This window comes from Corynebacterium sp. HMSC077D03 (assembly GCF_001808545.1).
GTDB lineage: Bacteria > Actinomycetota > Actinomycetes > Mycobacteriales > Mycobacteriaceae > Corynebacterium > Corynebacterium simulans.
In genome coordinates, this window is record NZ_KV793652.1 from 44,263 (window position 1) to 59,405 (window position 15,143).

Genomic DNA, 15,143 nt, shown 5'->3' on the forward strand with positions numbered 1-15,143 from the left:
TCTGCCTGTTTCGGAGAAAAGGACAGTGGGCGGCTAAATTGTCAAATCGCGGGCTCTAGGCGATGACAGCACCGAGTGCGTAGCTCAGCAGAACAGCGACCACGATGGAGACCGTTCCTGGGATGAGGAATGGGTGGTTGAACACAGCCTTTCCGATGCGGGTGGAGCCGGTATCGTCCATCTCAACTGCGGCCAGCAAGGTTGGGTAGGTCGGGAGGATGAACAGAGCGGAAACGGCTGGGAATGCGGCCAGTGCGGTCAGCGGGCTTGCGCCCAGGGCCAGCGCGGCCGGCAGCAGCGCCTTGGTGGTAGCAGCCTGGGAGTACAGCAGTGCGGCGGCGAAGAAGAGAACGACGGCCAGCATCCACGGAGCGGACTTGACGACGTCGCCCGCCATGGTCTGGATGTTGTCCATGTAGTGGTTGATGAGCGTGGTGCCCAGCCAGGCGACGCCGAGAACACACATGGAAGCAGACATACCGGACTTGAATACCGGGGTGTTGAGGATGTCGGCGGCTGGAATCTTGGTGATCATGACGATGAGTGTTGCTGCGGTAAGCATGACCGTCATGATGGCCTCGTTGCGTGGCAGGGTCGGCTCGGAGATGAGGCCAACCTGCTCCGAGGTCAGCGTTGCCCAAATCATGACGATGACGATGGCAGCCAGGAAGATGTAGATGGAGGCCTTTGCGCCCTTTTGCGTGCTTTGGTCGGTGTGTCCCTTCGGCATTGCGACGAGGCCCTGTGCGAGGCGCTCCTGATAGACCGGATCGTCTTCTAGTTCCTTACCCGCGTGGTTTGCTAGCCAAGCAGCCGGGAAGATGCTGAGGAAGGTTGCTGGAATAAGAACGCCGAGCAGCTGGAGGTAACCGATGCCGGTTGGCTCCAGAAGCGAGGCCAGCAGGACCACGGCGGCGGAAATCGGCGAGGCACAAATTGCCATCTGGGAGGACACCACGGCGATGGAAAGCGGACGCGATGGGCGGACCTTGCCTTCCTTTGCTACCTCGACGATGACGGGCAGCGTAGAGAATGCGGTGTGGCCAGTACCTGCTAGAACGGTCATCAGCCAGGTGACGATCGGCGCATAGTAGGTGATGCGCCGCGGGTTCTTACGCAGGAAGCGCTCGGCCACCTGGACCAGGTAGTCCATACCGCCCGCGCGCTGCATGGCGGCGATGGCGGCAATAACGGTCATGATGATGCCGATGACGTCGAAAGGGATATCTTCGCGGGTAACCGGCACGCCTGTTAGGCCCAGCAAAAGGACGCCGAGACCGCCAGCGACACCGATGCCGATTGAGCCAATGCGGGCACCTAAGTAAATCGCGGCGAGGACAATGAGGATATGGACTACAGCCATGGGAATCTCCACAAGGTCGAAAAATTAAATGGCTTCCTCAGCCGAAAATAAACGAGTCAGCCATGCTCTGTCCTCCCCATTGTCCCCCAAATCATGTGGTTTTGGTTAATTAAAACGCCCGTTTGTGCTTGTTCCCACAAAATTAACCTTTTGCATTACGGTTGGTTGATTGAAAACCAGAGAAATCCCTGCACAACAACAAAACGACGAAAGGCCATGTGGTAAAACCACATGGCCTAAAATCCGTACTTAATAGCTCGCAGGAGGCGCTGATACTCCCCCAGCGAAACCATTAAAGGTTTAGGTCGGATTTAGTCCTCGTCGATGTAGAGCTGGCCGCGGAACTCTGGGTGCATCAGGTTCTCAACGGACAGAACCTTGGACAGGGTTGCCTCGTCCATAAGGCCCTTCTCCAGAACGAGTTCCTTGACGCCCTTGCCGGTCTTCAGGGACTCCTTAGCGATTTCGTCACCGTTGTGGTGACCGATGAACGGGTTCAGGTAGGTGACGATACCGATGGAGTTTTCAACGTATGCGCGGCAGACATCAGCGTTGGCGGTGATGCCGGTGACGCACTTCTCGCGGAGGGTGTCAACAGCGTTGCCCATGATACGGATGGACTGGAACAGTGCCTCGCCGATGACCGGCTCCATGACGTTGAGCTGGAGCTGGCCAGCCTCAGCAGCCATGGTGACAACGTGGTCATTGCCGAAGATCTTGAAGCAGACTTGGTTGACAACCTCTGGGATAACCGGGTTGACCTTACCCGGCATGATGGAGGAACCAGCCTGGCGAGCAGGCAGGTTGATCTCGCCCAGGCCAGCGCGTGGGCCGGAAGCCAGCAGGCGCAGATCGTTACAGATCTTGGCCAACTTCATAGCGGTGCGCTTGATGACGGAGTGCAGCAGAACGTATGCGCCGCAGTCGGAGGTTGCTTCGATGAGGTCGCGAGCAGTCTTGATCTCCAGGCCAGTGACCTCGGATAGGGCTGCGGTGACCTGGTGGCGGTAGCCAGCTGGGGTGTTAACGCCGGTACCGATTGCGGTGGCACCAAGGTTGATCTCCAGCAGGCGCTTCTGAGCGTCGCGCAGTACCGCCTGCTCCTCAGCCAGGTTATGAGCGAATGCCTTGAACTCGTCACCCAGGGTCATAGGAACAGCGTCCTGCAGCTGGGTGCGGCCCATCTTCAGGATGTCCTGGAACTCGTTGCCCTTGTCGTGGAAAGCGTTCTGCAGGGAATCGATGCGCTCGATCAGGGTGTCCAGGGAGTAGTACAGACCCAAGCGGAAACCGGTTGGGTATGCGTCGTTGGTGGACTGGGACATGTTGACATCATCGTTCGGGTTGATGATGTCGTATGCGCCCTTTTCCTCGCCGAGGTACTCAAGAGCGAGGTTGGCAACAACCTCGTTGGTGTTCATATTTAGCGAGGTGCCCGCGCCGCCCTGGAAGACGTCGAGCGGGAATTGGTCCATGCAGCGACCCTCGTCCAGGATCTGGTCACATGCCCAGATGATTGCCTCTGCCTTCTGCTTAGGCAGAACGTGCAGACGACGGTTGGCCATTGCGGTGGCCTTCTTGACCATCACCATGCCGCGGATGAAGTCTGGAATGGTGTTGATAGTGACGTAGGAGATCTGGAAGTTGTCGATGGCGCGCAGGGTGTGGACACCGTAGTACGCGTCATTCGGGATCTCCATGGAGCCGAGAAGGTCGGTCTCGGTGCGAGACTTCTTAGAAGAAGACTTCTTAGCCTTGGCAGCGTCCTTGGCCTCGTTAGCAGAAGGTTTTACGCCCTCCTGCTTAGCGTCGATTTCTGCATCCTTCTTAGTGGTCTTAGCCATTTGGCGGGACTCCTTAAGTGGTCAATACTCGCTGAAAAATCCGCGAGCATTTCGAACGATAGTTGTTTGAGTAAACTCAAGGCCCATCGTAGCTAGAGCAGGCATTCCGGCGTTCAATCTGCGCAAGATCTCTAAAATTTACCCCTAAAAGCGGGCGATGCGTAGCTCTGATGCCAGGATAGCTTCCGCTCCCAACGCCGAAAGGTGGTCCATAATTCGATTCGCATCCTGCCGTGGGACCATCGCGCGCACCGCTACCCAATTGTCCCTTGCGAGAGGGGCAACCGTGGGCCCGGTAAGCCCCGGTGTTACTGCCGAAGCCGCCTCCAAGTCTTCTTTGGGCACGTTGTAATCGAGCATCAAATAGTTACGCGCATTTAGGATGCCCTGGATGCGTTGGAGGACTACTTGCTCTTCATCGCTCAATCCCACGCCGGCGCGCTTGATGAGGACCGCCGTGGACTCGGTGATGGCTTCCCCAAACGGGGCAAGCCCCTGCTGACGCAGCGTCGCTCCGGTAGAGACCACGTCTGCGATCGCATCGGCAACGCCTAAGTGGATGGAAATTTCCACCGCACCATCGAGGCGGATAACTTCAGCTTCAATCCCCCGCTGCCGCAGATCCGCGCGCACGAGATTGGGATAAGAAGTAGCGATCTTTTTGCCCTGCAGCTTTTCAATGGTCCAGTCTTCACCCTGGCGGGCGGCGTAGCGGAAAGTGGATGCGCCAAAGCCTAAATCTAGAACCTCGTTGAATGATGCGCGGGAGTCACGCGCGAGATCGCGACCAGTAATGCCTAAGTCCAAGACGCCTTGGGCGACGTAGATGGCGATGTCTTTGGGGCGCAAAAAGAAAAACTCGACACCGTTAGCCTCGTCAACGATGTTGAGTGCCTTGGAGTGCCCGCGGCCTTTGTAGCCGGCTTCTGCCAAGATGCTAAGGGCAGCCTCGGACAATGATCCCTTGTTGGGAACGGCAACTTTAATCATCTTAAGGCTCCTTCCCTTTAGAGATACTTGTAGATATCTTCTGGCCTAAGGCCCCGCTTTAGCATCATGACCTGTAGCCAGTAGATAAGTTGCGACATTTCCTCGGCGAGCTCTTCGTCGGATTGATACTCGGCAGCAATCCAGACCTCACCGGCTTCCTCGATGATCTTCTTGCCAAGATGATGAGCGCCCTTATCGAATGCAGCCACGGTTCCAGAGCCCGCCGCACGGGCCTGAACCTTCTCGGACAGTTCTGCAAAAAGGGACTCGAAATTCTTCACGGATTCTATTGTTGCATAGAAACTTGGCTCCGAGGGCTAAAATCGATAACTAAATAGATTTGGACGAATTAGAGCTGATCTCGCCAAACCACGCATAGACATCGGCCGCATTAACGCCGTCTAAGTGACGCGCAGGCCGTAGCGTAGAAATTTCAGTTACTTCCGCTGGAACCACTACCCTGTCATCCTCCGGTAGGCCAATGACATGGCAGCCGGCGTCGACAGCCGCACGCATGCCCGCAGCGGAATCCTCAAAGACCAAGCAATCAGCGGGATGAAGGTCGAGGCGACGCGCTGCCTCCAAGTACATATCGGGTGCAGGCTTTCCGGCTGGTACTTCGTCACCGCAGATTGTATCGACGAAGAATTCTTCGCCTATCTCCGGAATGGCCGAAGAAGCGACATAGCGCTCCGTATTCGTGGTGACCATCATCGGCATACCATCCGCATGCAGTTCGCGCAGAAGCTCCGGGATACCTGGGAAGATTTCTAGGTTGCCGTGGAAGAGATTTTTGACGTAGTCAAAAGTAACCTCCTGGTAACGCTGATAGTCACCGGGCATAAGCTCGACTCCAGCCAACTCAGCGCAGACTGAAAGAGTTTTTTCAAAAGTGCCGCCAACCGTAGCAAGCCGCTCCTTCGGGGTCATTGCATGGCCCATAAGGCTAGACAGATGCAATGTGGCTTGGGCCCACAAAGGCTCAGAGTTGGTTAGTGTGCCGTCCATGTCCCAAAAGATTGCTGCGGGCCGTTTGGGTATGGCTTGACTGGATGCGAAACCTGCAGATTCGAAAGATGAGCTCATCAAAAGATAAGGGGTTACGTTTAGAAGTCGAGCTCAGGCAGTTGTGCCAAGGCTTCGTCATCGGCGCCGGTGGCTGCGGAGGCATTGTAGATAAGCTCAGAGAGCTCTTCCTTTTCCTCCGGCTCCAAAACTGCATCCGCGTTCTTGCGGTTGAACGCAGCCAGCTTCTCTACTGACTTGTTGACGCTCGCGGTAAGAGATTGCCCGTCTGGATCATCAGGGAGTGCATCAAGATCGTCAAGAAGCTTTTCCACAATGGAACGCAGCTCTGGAAGAACGCCGGCGTCGAAGGGCGCCTCCCAGAATTCTTTCTCTTCTTCTTTGAGGTAGCTGCCAGTGGCAAAAGACTCGAGATTGCTGATGAACTCATCGACGGTGGGCTGAAAGTCTGCGCGAATGCTCATGAAGTGAATTCTGCCTGATATTTCTTAAACGTGCACGCCAAGTAGCGAATAAAAAGCGGTGCGCAGCAATTCAGCCGCCTGCTCGTCATCTGCGCCGCGCTCGCCCGCTGCCCACTCGTCGACGGCCTGCAAAGCTGCCGGCGTATCCAGGTCATTGGAAAGCGCGAGACGCACTGCGTCGACAAGCGCCTGTGCGGCATCTACGCTGCCCGGATTCTCCAGAGCCTTACGCCAGTTTGCCAGGCGTTCGTTGGCCGCGTGCAGAACCTCATCGGACCAATCGCGCTCGCTGCGGTAGTGGCCTGCGAAGACGCCCAGGCGAATGGCGGAGGGATCAACGCCCGCTTCAACCAGCTTGTGGACGAAAACGAGGTTGCCCAGAGACTTCGACATCTTGACGCCGTCGAGGCCGATCATGCCGGTGTGCACGTAAACCTGCGCCATACGCTCCACACCCAAGGCTGCCTCCGCATGCGCTGCTGAGAACTCGTGGTGTGGGAACTTAAGATCGCTTCCGCCGCCCTGGATATCAAACGAGGCGCCCAGGCGATTGGTGGCGATAGCAGAACACTCAATGTGCCAACCAGGTCGGCCCGGGCCAAATGGAGAATCCCATGCCGGCTCGCCTTCACGGTGAGCGCGCCAAATCAAGGCATCCAGCGGGTTGCGCTTTCCTGGACGCTCAGGGTCCCCACCGCGTTCGGCGAAGAACTCCTCCATCTCCGCTGCGGAGTAGTTGGACTCGTAGCCAAAGGCTTCCGTGGCTTCGATGGACGCATAGACGTCGGGGGATTCGGGGTCGTCAACGATGTAGGCGGCGCCGGCATCGAGAAGCTTGCCCACCATCTCGGTGACCTCATCGATGGCTTCCATCGCGCCCACGTAATCCTGGGGTGGCAAAACAGAAAGCAGCTCCATATCGGAGCGGAAAAGATCAATCTGGGAGGTGCCGAGCTCACGCCAATCGACGCCGTCGCGCTCTGCACGCTCAAAGAGCGGGTCATCCACATCCGTGATGTTTTGGACGTAATGAACCTTGTAGCCGTTATCCAGGAGCTGGCGATAGGCCAGGTCAAAGGTCAAATATGTTGCCGCGTGGCCCAGGTGGGTCGAATCATAGGGAGTAATACCGCACACGTACATGGTGGCGGTGTCCCCCGTTACCTCTACCTTCTGGATCTGCTGATCCGCGGAGTCGTAGAGGCGGAGTGCGTGGGGTTTCCCTGGAACTAATTCAACATGGGGTTCAGGCCAAGAATGCATGCGGTCTATCGTAGCGCCCTTTTCATGCCTAATGCACTTTGTACAGCATTAGGCATCAGGCAGGGCTAATAGCCAGTTATGAGAAAACCGGCCTATGGCTGAAGGTAGCCGAAAGCGATGAGCGCCATGATGATAATGCCCACTGGGATGCGGTATGCGGCAAACCATTCGAAGGAATGGTTGCCCACGAATTTCAGTAGCCATGCAATGGAGGCATAGCCAATCGCAAAGGCGATAAGGGTGCCCACTAGCAATTGCGCGCCGGTTGCGGACTGGCCGACAGTCGGGCCGAAGGCATCCCCCAAAGAAAACAGCCCGGAAGCCAACACGGCTGGGATTGCGAGCAAGAAGCTAAATCGAGTTGCCACCTCGCGGTCGAGGCCCAAGAAGAGACCTCCAGAGATGGTACCGCCGGAACGGGAAACGCCAGGCACCAGCGCCAAGCACTGGCATAGACCCATGACGATGGCGTCCTTCATGTTCAATTCTTCGAAGCCGCGCTCCTTTTTTCCGGTGCGCTCAGCCGTGATGAAGACAAAAGAGAAAAGGATGAGCATCGCAGCCGTAATCCACAGGTTGCGCAGATTGTCACGGATGAAATCCTTGCCCAGCACGCCCAGGATGCCGATCGGAATGGAACCGACAATGACCATCCATCCCATTCGATAGTCTTGACCCCGTTTTTCCTTGTTGAAAAGTCCAGCAAACCAGCCTTTAAGGATCTGCCAAATCATTCCGGCGAAGTAGACCAATACGGCTGCTTCCGTACCAAGCTGGATCACGGCAGTAAAGGATGCACCAGCGTCTTGACCCCAAAAAAGCTCGGAGACGATCCGCAGGTGGCCGGAAGAGCTAACTGGCAGAAACTCGGTGAGGCCTTGGACAATGGATAGGACGATGACCTGAAGCCAGGACATTGCGTCTGTTGCTGCTGCAGTATTCACTCGGGTGAGCATACATAGTCTGGCGCGCTTCGGGATCTACCCACGCTGGCTGCTAGGATAAACAACCGTGAAACCACTGGCCAGAACAAAGAAATTGATGCCACTGACGCTTTTTGCAAGCGCCCTAGCACTTAGTGCATGCCAGCCGGAGGTAGGCGTTGGCGGCTATCCAGATTCAGCTCTGAAGGTAAACGCCACGCCTGCTCCTGCCTCCAACGATGGGGCAAAGCCTGCAGGCAAGGTCGCGAAATTTGAGGAGAAGGTAACGGACCTCGCGGCCCACGGCAACACCATCGCCGTCCGCACCAAGGACGCACTTTACGTCGGCCAGCAGAGCGAGTTCCTCGGCGGCGACGCAAAGAAGATCGACATCGACGAAAAGTGCGGCGATTTGAACGCCTCCCAGCAGGGCTTCGTACTTGCCTGCGGCGATAAGGTCTATCTCATTGACCCAACCAAGCCCGATGCCCCGACCGAGGTAGCCATGGAAGAAGAAGCTCCGGTCACCGTCGCCACGCAACTTTCTAGCGGCGAGATCTTCGCAGGCTCCAAGGACTCGCGCACGGTTGGCATCTATGAGGACGGCAAGCGCGACCGCGACATTGAGGTCGAGGAAGGCTCCGATCAGCTCCTAGCTGTGCCTAACGACGCCGGTGCCGACAACGTCGTGCGCATCCTGCGCGCTGATTCCACGATCCAGAACATCGATTGGCAAAACGATCGCGCCGGCGGCCGCCTTCGCGCAGGCCAAGGCATAGGCCAGATCTCTGTTGGTGGCGGTGCCCTCGTCCTCGCCTCCGATACCTCTGGCGAGCGTCTTGCGGTATATACCGCCGACGACGTAATCCGCCTGCACCAATACGGCAACGTCGACGGCTCGCCATGGGGCGTGGCATGGGACCCACAGCGCCAGCTGGCATGGGTTACGACCACCGACAACGGCAAGGCACATGCCTTTTCCATCGTCTCCGGCGTGCCTGAGAATAAAGGTAGTGTTGACACGGTCGCAGATGCTCAAAATATCGCCGTGCTTGACGACGCCACCGTGGTCACCGCCTCTGCGAGTGGCAGCGGCATCCAGTTTATTTCCGAACCGAATCTGAAGTAAGGGCCCTTTAAAACCATGCAAGAAACTCGCGTCGACGCACTGCGCAAAGCCGCCTATCAATTAGCGCTCAAAGGCATGTTTAAGCTCGCGCCCGAGCGCATTCACCTCATTATGATGGGTGCTTTATCCGGCTTGCAGAAAGCACCCCTGCTGCACCGCGGTCTACACAAGGTGGTGCCAGTCAATGATTCAGTACTGGAGCAAGAGGTATTCGGTGTAAAGTTCCCGCGTCCGCTGGGACTTGCAGCTGGTTTTGATAAGAATGCCGCAGCCGCCGATACTTGGTCTGCTGTTGGCTTTGGCTATGCAGAACTGGGCACCGTCACGGCAAAGGCGCAACCGGGAAACCCTGCCCCACGCCTTTTCCGCTTGAAGGCGGATCGCGCAATCTTAAACCGCATGGGCTTTAACAACGAGGGCGCAGCCGCTGCAGCCCGCAACCTGCGGGCACGTCGGACTTCCGACGTCATCGGCATCAACATTGGCAAGACTAAAGTCACCCCTGCCGAAGAAGCGGTCCAGGACTACCGCCAGTCAGCTTCGGTTTTGGGCGACCTGGCTGACTACCTCGTAGTTAACGTCTCCTCGCCAAACACCCCGGGCTTGCGTGACCTCCAAGCCGTTGAGTCCCTGCGTCCGATCATGGCTGCTGTGCAGGAATCCACCAGCTCTCCAGTCCTGGTCAAGATCGCTCCAGATCTCTCTGACGAGGACGTTGACGCAGTTGCCGATATGGCGGTCGAGCTGGGCCTTGCGGGCATCGTGGCCACCAACACCACTATTTCACGTGAGGGACTCAAGACCCCCGCCGACGAGGTTGCTGCAATGGGCGCTGGTGGCATTTCGGGCGCACCGGTTGCGGCGCGCTCCTTGGAGGTCCTCCACCGCCTCCACGCGCGGGTGGGTGACAAGCTCGTGCTCATCTCCGTTGGTGGCATCGAAACCCCGGAGCAGGCGTGGGAGCGCATTGCTGCAGGAGCCAGCCTCCTGCAGGGCTACACGGGCCTGATTTACGGCGGCCCGGACTGGATTCGCGATATTCACCGCGGCATCGCCGAGCAAATTCGGGCTCACGGCCTTCGCAACATCTCTGAGGCTGTAGGCTCCGGCCTTCCTTGGAAGTAGAAAGCTGCCAAGCCAAAACCACGAAACGCCCGTCCCACCACCTCAACCTACAAGGTGGCGGGACGGGCGTTTTAACACGTCTTTAACGAGCCTTAGGTGGTCTCGTACCAACCCCAAGTGATCGCACGTCCCAGGGCGTGGAAATGAAGATTAAAGCCTAGGACAGTCGGCGTGGATTCTGGGTCGATGTCGAGCTTTTCCACATCTACCGCATGCACTACGTAGAGGTAACGGTGCGGGGCATGCTCTGCGGGCGGATTCGGGCCGTAGTAGGTCTTCTTGCCGGAATCCCCGCGCAAGCTAACCACGCCTTCGATGCCTAGGTCCTCAGCCGAACCTGCGCCGGTTGGAAGTTCTGTAACGGTGGCTGGGATGTTAAAGGCCGCCCAGTGCCAGAAACCCGATGCCGTAGGCGCGTCTGGGTCGAAGCAGGTAACCGCATAGGATTTCGTGCCTTCAGGCGCGCCGCTCCACTTCAGCTGTGGAGAGACATCAGAGGGAGCACGGAAACGCTCAGCGATCTCCTCGCCCTCTACAATGTCTGCGGAGGTCAGCTCGAAGCTCGGCAGATCCTTTAGCGGCGCATAAGGATCGTGGCCAGGAAAACGGGAATCTTGTGCATATGAAGTCATATTTCAGTTGTACCTGAGGCCACACTATGCTGTCGATGAGTCTGGCATCTCAATTGGCAGCCCCCCACGCCATACCGCAGGCGCAACTGCCAACTTACAACGATGTACTTTTACGCGCTTTAAAGGCCTCAAAACTAAGCCATTTTCCACTACTACCTGCTGATTTGTTTAATCTACGCGTTTCGCGCTACAGTATTCGAGTGCCCAGCCGAGAGGCTGAAAACACCCAGCCCGGGTGGCGGAATGGCAGACGCGCTAGCTTGAGGTGCTAGTGTCCTATTAACGGACGTGGGGGTTCAAGTCCCCCCTCGGGCACAAATGTGAAGTCTCGCGACATCGATAGGAACGATGTCGCGAGACTTTTTCCGTAGCATCTATTGCCCTCCCTGCCTCGAGCTAAGATGAGGGCAATTATCCAAATGTTAAAACAAGGCGCACAACTCTCGCTTGCCTCGGAAGCGCGGCCGCTGCCAAGGCAGCCGCCTAGACTACAGCCTCCGGCTCAGCCTCGGAACCCTTAAGCTTTTTCGCTTTACGGCGTTCGATGAAGTACTTGATAATGATAGGCAGTACCGAAAGGAAGATGATGAGCAACATGATCTTCTCAATCGAGTCCGCGATACCCGGAATATTGCCCAGGAAGACGCCCACCAGATTCATCGACACCACCCACGCGATGGCGCCAGAGATATTCCACCCCACGAAGTTCTTATAAGGCATCTTCGCTGTACCAGCGGCAACCGGGATGTAGGTACGAACAATCGGTACGAAGCGGCCGAGCACAAGCGCAACCGGGCCATGCTTGGCAAAGAATTCTTCTGCCGCGACGAGGTGCTCAGTCTTCAAGATGCGTGCATCATCTTTGAATAGGCGGCGGCCGAAGCGATGGCCCAGGTAGTAACCAACTTGATCGCCCAGCACTGCAGCCACGATCCCCACGCCGAGAAGCGTCCAGATATTCACGTGCAGCTGGTCGCGCAAGATCGCCGCTGTAACCAGCAGCGAGTCACCCGGCAGGAACGGGAACAAAACGCCCGACTCAATGAATACAACGACGGCAATGCCGGCGATTACCCATGGCCCAAATGATTCCAATAGGGTCGCAGCGTCCATGTAGGACAAAAGGTTAGAAATTGCGTCCACTCGATACTCCAAAACATTCTTAAAGCGCCTCAACCAAAAAGGAGGCGCAGGTGATTGCATCTAAGTATCTCCCCTGTCTTGCCACTAAGTACAGCTCGACATGGCCTTTCACGGCAAATTGTCGCGATCGACACAGCATACATTCAGCCACCGCGATTCCACATCCAAAGATTGGCCCACTACTGTTTTACCCATGACTCGACTTCTTGGATGGCTGCGTAGCTTGGGCGGCTTCGTAAAAGACGTCTGTGCCTCTGCAGTCGCCGCCGTGCAAGGTTGGTCAGCCACGCGATGGTTGGTCGTCCTCACTGCTGCCATTTGCCTAGGCGTTGTCGCAGTGCTTGTCGATGTCCCTGACATCACCGCCCTGCGCTCCTGGGCCGAGAATATGGGCACCTGGTTCATTATCGCCTTCTTCCTAGGTTATGTCATATTTACGCAATTTCCGCTGCCCCGTACCTTTTGGACCGTGGCTGCAGGTATCCTATTCGGCCCTTGGCTCGGTCTTAGCATCTCTCTTGCGGCATTGACCGTATCTGCAGTGCTTTCGCTTTTCATCGTTCGCCTTCTCCTCGGCGACTGGATTCGCCCGCACCTAACCCACCCTGCGGTCTTCAAAATCAACACGAGGTTAGAAAGGCGCGGGTGGCTTGCCATCGCAAGCTTGCGAATGGTGGCAGGCGTGCCTTTTTCCCTCCTCAATTATGTCGCCGCGCTCACCCCTATCCCAGTCGGCCAATTCACCGTAGCCACACTTGTGGGCTCCATTCCTACCACCGCAATCGGCGTATTCTTCGGTGATACCCTGACCGGCCAATCGGAGCCTTGGATCTTCGTCGCCATTGCCTTTCTCGCCGCCATAGGCGTCGCAGGCTTGGTTCTCGACGCCAAGTTGCCGATGCGCCCCTAGGTAAACCCTCAAATGCTATGAAAGCCAAAGGACAGCGAGTCAAGTTTCACCTATAGACTTTATGGGCGCTATGCTGATTAGCACTTCGCTTTGAATATTCTTCGACCCTAGGAGGAACAATGCTCGCTGTACACGCACGCTATCGCGGCCGCTCGGTACGCCGCGCGGAACTGGTGCAGCGATCCGCCACCGCCCTTTCCACGCTCGACGGAGTCGGTGAGTTCCACGTCCTGGGTGTCGAGGACATTTGCGCGGTGGCGCACTCTGCGTCCTCCGTGTGTGACGTTGTCATGGCGCTGCTTGCCGACGGTGACTGGGCCATCGGCATCGGCGTATCCCCCGGAGCAAGCGGCGACGAAGACGCTGCCCGCCAGGTGGCCACTGCCGCGCTGAAAGCCTCGGCGCGCGCGGGCCAGGTATACGCCAAGATCAGCAAGCGAGGGCGCGCTTCGGAAGCAAACGATATTGCCGCCACCTTTGCCTTGCTTGGATTCGTACTCCACAAGCGCACGATTGAGGGCCGCGAGGCAACCTCGCTAGTGCGCGCTGGCCTAAATCAGAATGAGGCAGCCGAGGAACTCGGTATCTCCAAGCAGGCAATGTCGCAGCGTCTACAGGCCGCTGGTTGGGCCGCCGAGATGGCGGGTTGGCAGCTGGCGGTCAACATCATTGAACGCGCCGATACCCTTTAATATCCGAGGTCAGCTTTCGAAAGCTCGGGCGTAGTCACGAAATCGACCAGCCTTTCCACTGCCCCAATCAGCGTCGGATCTAGATCCCGGAACGTATTGACGGCGGTATAAACTCGGCTCCAGCCTTCCTTCGGGTCAGACCAGCCCACGCGCTTAACGATGCCCGTCTTCCAATCCTCACCGTATGGCACCTCCGGCCATTCGCGAAGACCCAGACGCTCGGGCTTTACCGCCGCCCAAATATCGATAAAAGGATGGCCCGTTACCAGCACGTGCTCGCCCACACTCTGGGTAAGGCGGGTTTCCTTAGAACCTTCGACTAGATGGTCTGCCAGAACGCCGACGCGCCTGCCGGGGCCAGGCTGGAACTCAGCGAGACGTTCTTCCAAGTTGTCTAGACCCTCCAGGTATTCCACGACCACGCCCTCAACGCGCAGATCATGGCCCCAGACCTTCTCCACAATCGCGGCGTCGTGAATGCCCTCAACCCAGATGCGCGAGGGCGCCGCAACCTTTGCTTCAACATTGGCCACCCGCCGCGAACCGGAGTTGGACTTTTGCGGGGCCTGCTTTTCGACGTAGCGCGTCAGGGTGATCGGCTGCCCCTCCAACAGGAAGCCGCCTTCCACCAAGTTGAAAACACGCTCGTTTCCGTACCGATCCTCGAGGCGGACTACTTGACCAAACACGGTCTTGTCCACGCCCATCACTGCGCCGACAAAGTCGTCGCCACGTACCTCAACAACCATTCCAGGTTCTGCTGGAACCTTTGGGTACTCCTTCTTCTGTGCGCGTTTATGGCCTGCAAAGATGTCGCCGCCGTATGGATCGATACTCATGGGCCAAAAGTCTATCTACTAAACTTTGCCGTCATGGATATGCGCGCCGAGGTTTGGTCTCCTTTACAAAACACCGCAGTCTGGCTGGGCGCCTGGCTGTGGGGACACGAATCCACGGACGATCTCTTGGATGCGATGCAGGAGCTCGGTGGCTTGCAGGTGATGGAGGATGAAGCACCCTTTGTGGATTTGCTAGCTTACCTGCGGGCAGAAACTTCCGAGATTGTGCAAAACAGCGAGCGCGAACCCGTGCTGCGTCTTGTCCTTTCCGGGCCGGGCGAGTCCCCGTTATTGCCGGCAGGCTCGAAGTCATGGAAGGCGGCGGCCGCAAGCGATGCGGGCGCAATCGTTGTGCGCACCAATGATCACAACCGCCACTTAGTGCTCGTGCCCCACTATGGAAACTCCAGCACCACTTGGCACGTGTTCGAGGAGGAACTGCCCTTGCCTGCGCCTGCGTGGCTGAGCCCCGGCGAGGCTGACGAGCTGCTCAGCAAGGCAACCAACCAAGCCGCACTACTCATCGAAGCTGCGGGCTACAAATCGGATGCTTTGCATAATCCACGGCTAACCGTGGGCAGTCTCAGCGATTTTTATGACACACCGAGACTTCCACGATCAGTATCACCGCGGGCCGCAAAGCTTTTCGCCCGTGCAGACCGCGTGGGCGCGATTATCGAAACTGTGACGGAAAGAATGAATCACAGCCTCGTTCATCACCTTTTAGGTCTGTGGCGGCATATTCGTCAAGCGCGTATGGCGGGCGTTGCACACGCGCTTTCGGATTTCAGCCGCTAAGG

The 15,143-nt window shown here is 57.3% G+C and carries 16 protein-coding genes and 1 tRNA gene; 6 read left to right on the forward strand and 11 right to left on the reverse strand.

Annotated elements, in window-relative coordinates; genetic code table 11:
* Positions 1-55: 55 nt before the first annotated feature.
* From HMPREF2888_RS00215 to HMPREF2888_RS00250, 8 genes are all read right to left on the reverse strand, one after another.
* A complete protein-coding gene (locus HMPREF2888_RS00215) occupies positions 56-1,363 on the reverse strand; it encodes an anaerobic C4-dicarboxylate transporter (protein WP_061922461.1) in 1,308 nt (435 codons plus the stop codon).
* 311 nt (positions 1,364-1,674) lie between these two features.
* Positions 1,675-3,207 (reverse strand): aspartate ammonia-lyase, encoded by a 1,533-nt coding sequence (aspA, locus tag HMPREF2888_RS00220; RefSeq protein ID WP_061922458.1) that lies wholly within the window; start codon positions 3,205-3,207, stop codon positions 1,675-1,677.
* A 144-nt stretch (positions 3,208-3,351) separates the two neighbouring features.
* Positions 3,352-4,197 (reverse strand): ATP phosphoribosyltransferase, encoded by an 846-nt coding sequence (gene hisG / locus HMPREF2888_RS00225; RefSeq protein ID WP_061922455.1) that lies wholly within the window; start codon positions 4,195-4,197, stop codon positions 3,352-3,354.
* A 17-nt stretch (positions 4,198-4,214) separates the two neighbouring features.
* Entirely contained in the window at positions 4,215-4,478 is a 264-nt protein-coding gene (locus HMPREF2888_RS00230) for a phosphoribosyl-ATP diphosphatase (protein ID WP_061922452.1), read from the reverse strand.
* A gap of 49 nt (positions 4,479-4,527) precedes the next feature.
* Positions 4,528-5,283, reverse strand: coding sequence for an HAD family hydrolase (locus HMPREF2888_RS00235; protein ID WP_062035038.1), 756 nt, complete (start codon positions 5,281-5,283; stop codon positions 4,528-4,530).
* A gap of 20 nt (positions 5,284-5,303) precedes the next feature.
* Positions 5,304-5,687 (reverse strand): hypothetical protein, encoded by a 384-nt coding sequence (locus tag HMPREF2888_RS00240; protein ID WP_070432919.1) that lies wholly within the window; start codon positions 5,685-5,687, stop codon positions 5,304-5,306.
* A gap of 24 nt (positions 5,688-5,711) precedes the next feature.
* Positions 5,712-6,950, reverse strand: a complete 1,239-nt coding sequence (mshC, locus tag HMPREF2888_RS00245) for a cysteine--1-D-myo-inosityl 2-amino-2-deoxy-alpha-D-glucopyranoside ligase (RefSeq protein WP_070432918.1) — start codon at positions 6,948-6,950, stop codon at positions 5,712-5,714.
* Between the two features lie 92 nt (positions 6,951-7,042).
* On the reverse strand, positions 7,043-7,867 hold the full coding sequence (locus tag HMPREF2888_RS00250) for an undecaprenyl-diphosphate phosphatase (RefSeq protein ID WP_201040701.1): 825 nt from the start codon (positions 7,865-7,867) through the stop codon (positions 7,043-7,045).
* A gap of 124 nt (positions 7,868-7,991) precedes the next feature.
* On the opposite strand from HMPREF2888_RS00250, the gene HMPREF2888_RS00255 reads away from it, so the two are divergent.
* Positions 7,992-9,002: a hypothetical protein gene (locus tag HMPREF2888_RS00255; RefSeq protein ID WP_141744792.1), complete on the forward strand. Its 1,011-nt coding sequence runs from the start codon at positions 7,992-7,994 to the stop codon at positions 9,000-9,002.
* A gap of 15 nt (positions 9,003-9,017) precedes the next feature.
* On the forward strand, positions 9,018-10,127 hold the full coding sequence (locus HMPREF2888_RS00260; RefSeq protein ID WP_061922436.1) for a quinone-dependent dihydroorotate dehydrogenase: 1,110 nt from the start codon (positions 9,018-9,020) through the stop codon (positions 10,125-10,127).
* 92 nt (positions 10,128-10,219) lie between these two features.
* On the opposite strand, the gene HMPREF2888_RS00265 is transcribed toward HMPREF2888_RS00260, so the two are convergent.
* Positions 10,220-10,759, reverse strand: a complete 540-nt coding sequence (locus tag HMPREF2888_RS00265; RefSeq protein WP_061922432.1) for a YbhB/YbcL family Raf kinase inhibitor-like protein — start codon at positions 10,757-10,759, stop codon at positions 10,220-10,222.
* A gap of 229 nt (positions 10,760-10,988) precedes the next feature.
* Between HMPREF2888_RS00265 and HMPREF2888_RS00270 the strand changes: the two genes are divergently transcribed.
* A tRNA-Leu gene (locus HMPREF2888_RS00270) sits at positions 10,989-11,074 on the forward strand.
* A gap of 168 nt (positions 11,075-11,242) precedes the next feature.
* On the opposite strand, the gene HMPREF2888_RS00275 is transcribed toward HMPREF2888_RS00270, so the two are convergent.
* Positions 11,243-11,872: a DedA family protein gene (locus HMPREF2888_RS00275; protein ID WP_061922604.1), complete on the reverse strand. Its 630-nt coding sequence runs from the start codon at positions 11,870-11,872 to the stop codon at positions 11,243-11,245.
* Between the two features lie 223 nt (positions 11,873-12,095).
* Here HMPREF2888_RS00275 and HMPREF2888_RS00280 point away from each other — a divergent pair, with 223 nt between their 5' ends.
* Entirely contained in the window at positions 12,096-12,812 is a 717-nt protein-coding gene (locus tag HMPREF2888_RS00280) for a TVP38/TMEM64 family protein (RefSeq protein ID WP_061922427.1), read from the forward strand.
* A gap of 119 nt (positions 12,813-12,931) precedes the next feature.
* Positions 12,932-13,504 carry a hypothetical protein gene (locus HMPREF2888_RS00285; protein WP_061922425.1) on the forward strand — a complete coding sequence of 191 codons (573 nt, stop codon included), beginning with the start codon at positions 12,932-12,934 and terminating at the stop codon, positions 13,502-13,504.
* Here the strand turns inward: HMPREF2888_RS00285 and HMPREF2888_RS00290 are convergent.
* A complete protein-coding gene (locus HMPREF2888_RS00290) occupies positions 13,501-14,343 on the reverse strand; it encodes a DUF3097 domain-containing protein (RefSeq protein WP_061922423.1) in 843 nt (280 codons plus the stop codon). The two genes, HMPREF2888_RS00285 and HMPREF2888_RS00290, sit on opposite strands and share 4 nt — an antisense overlap.
* 33 nt (positions 14,344-14,376) lie before the next feature.
* Between HMPREF2888_RS00290 and HMPREF2888_RS00295 the strand changes: the two genes are divergently transcribed.
* Positions 14,377-15,141 (forward strand): hypothetical protein, encoded by a 765-nt coding sequence (locus HMPREF2888_RS00295; protein ID WP_061922418.1) that lies wholly within the window; start codon positions 14,377-14,379, stop codon positions 15,139-15,141.
* Positions 15,142-15,143 lie beyond the last annotated feature (2 nt).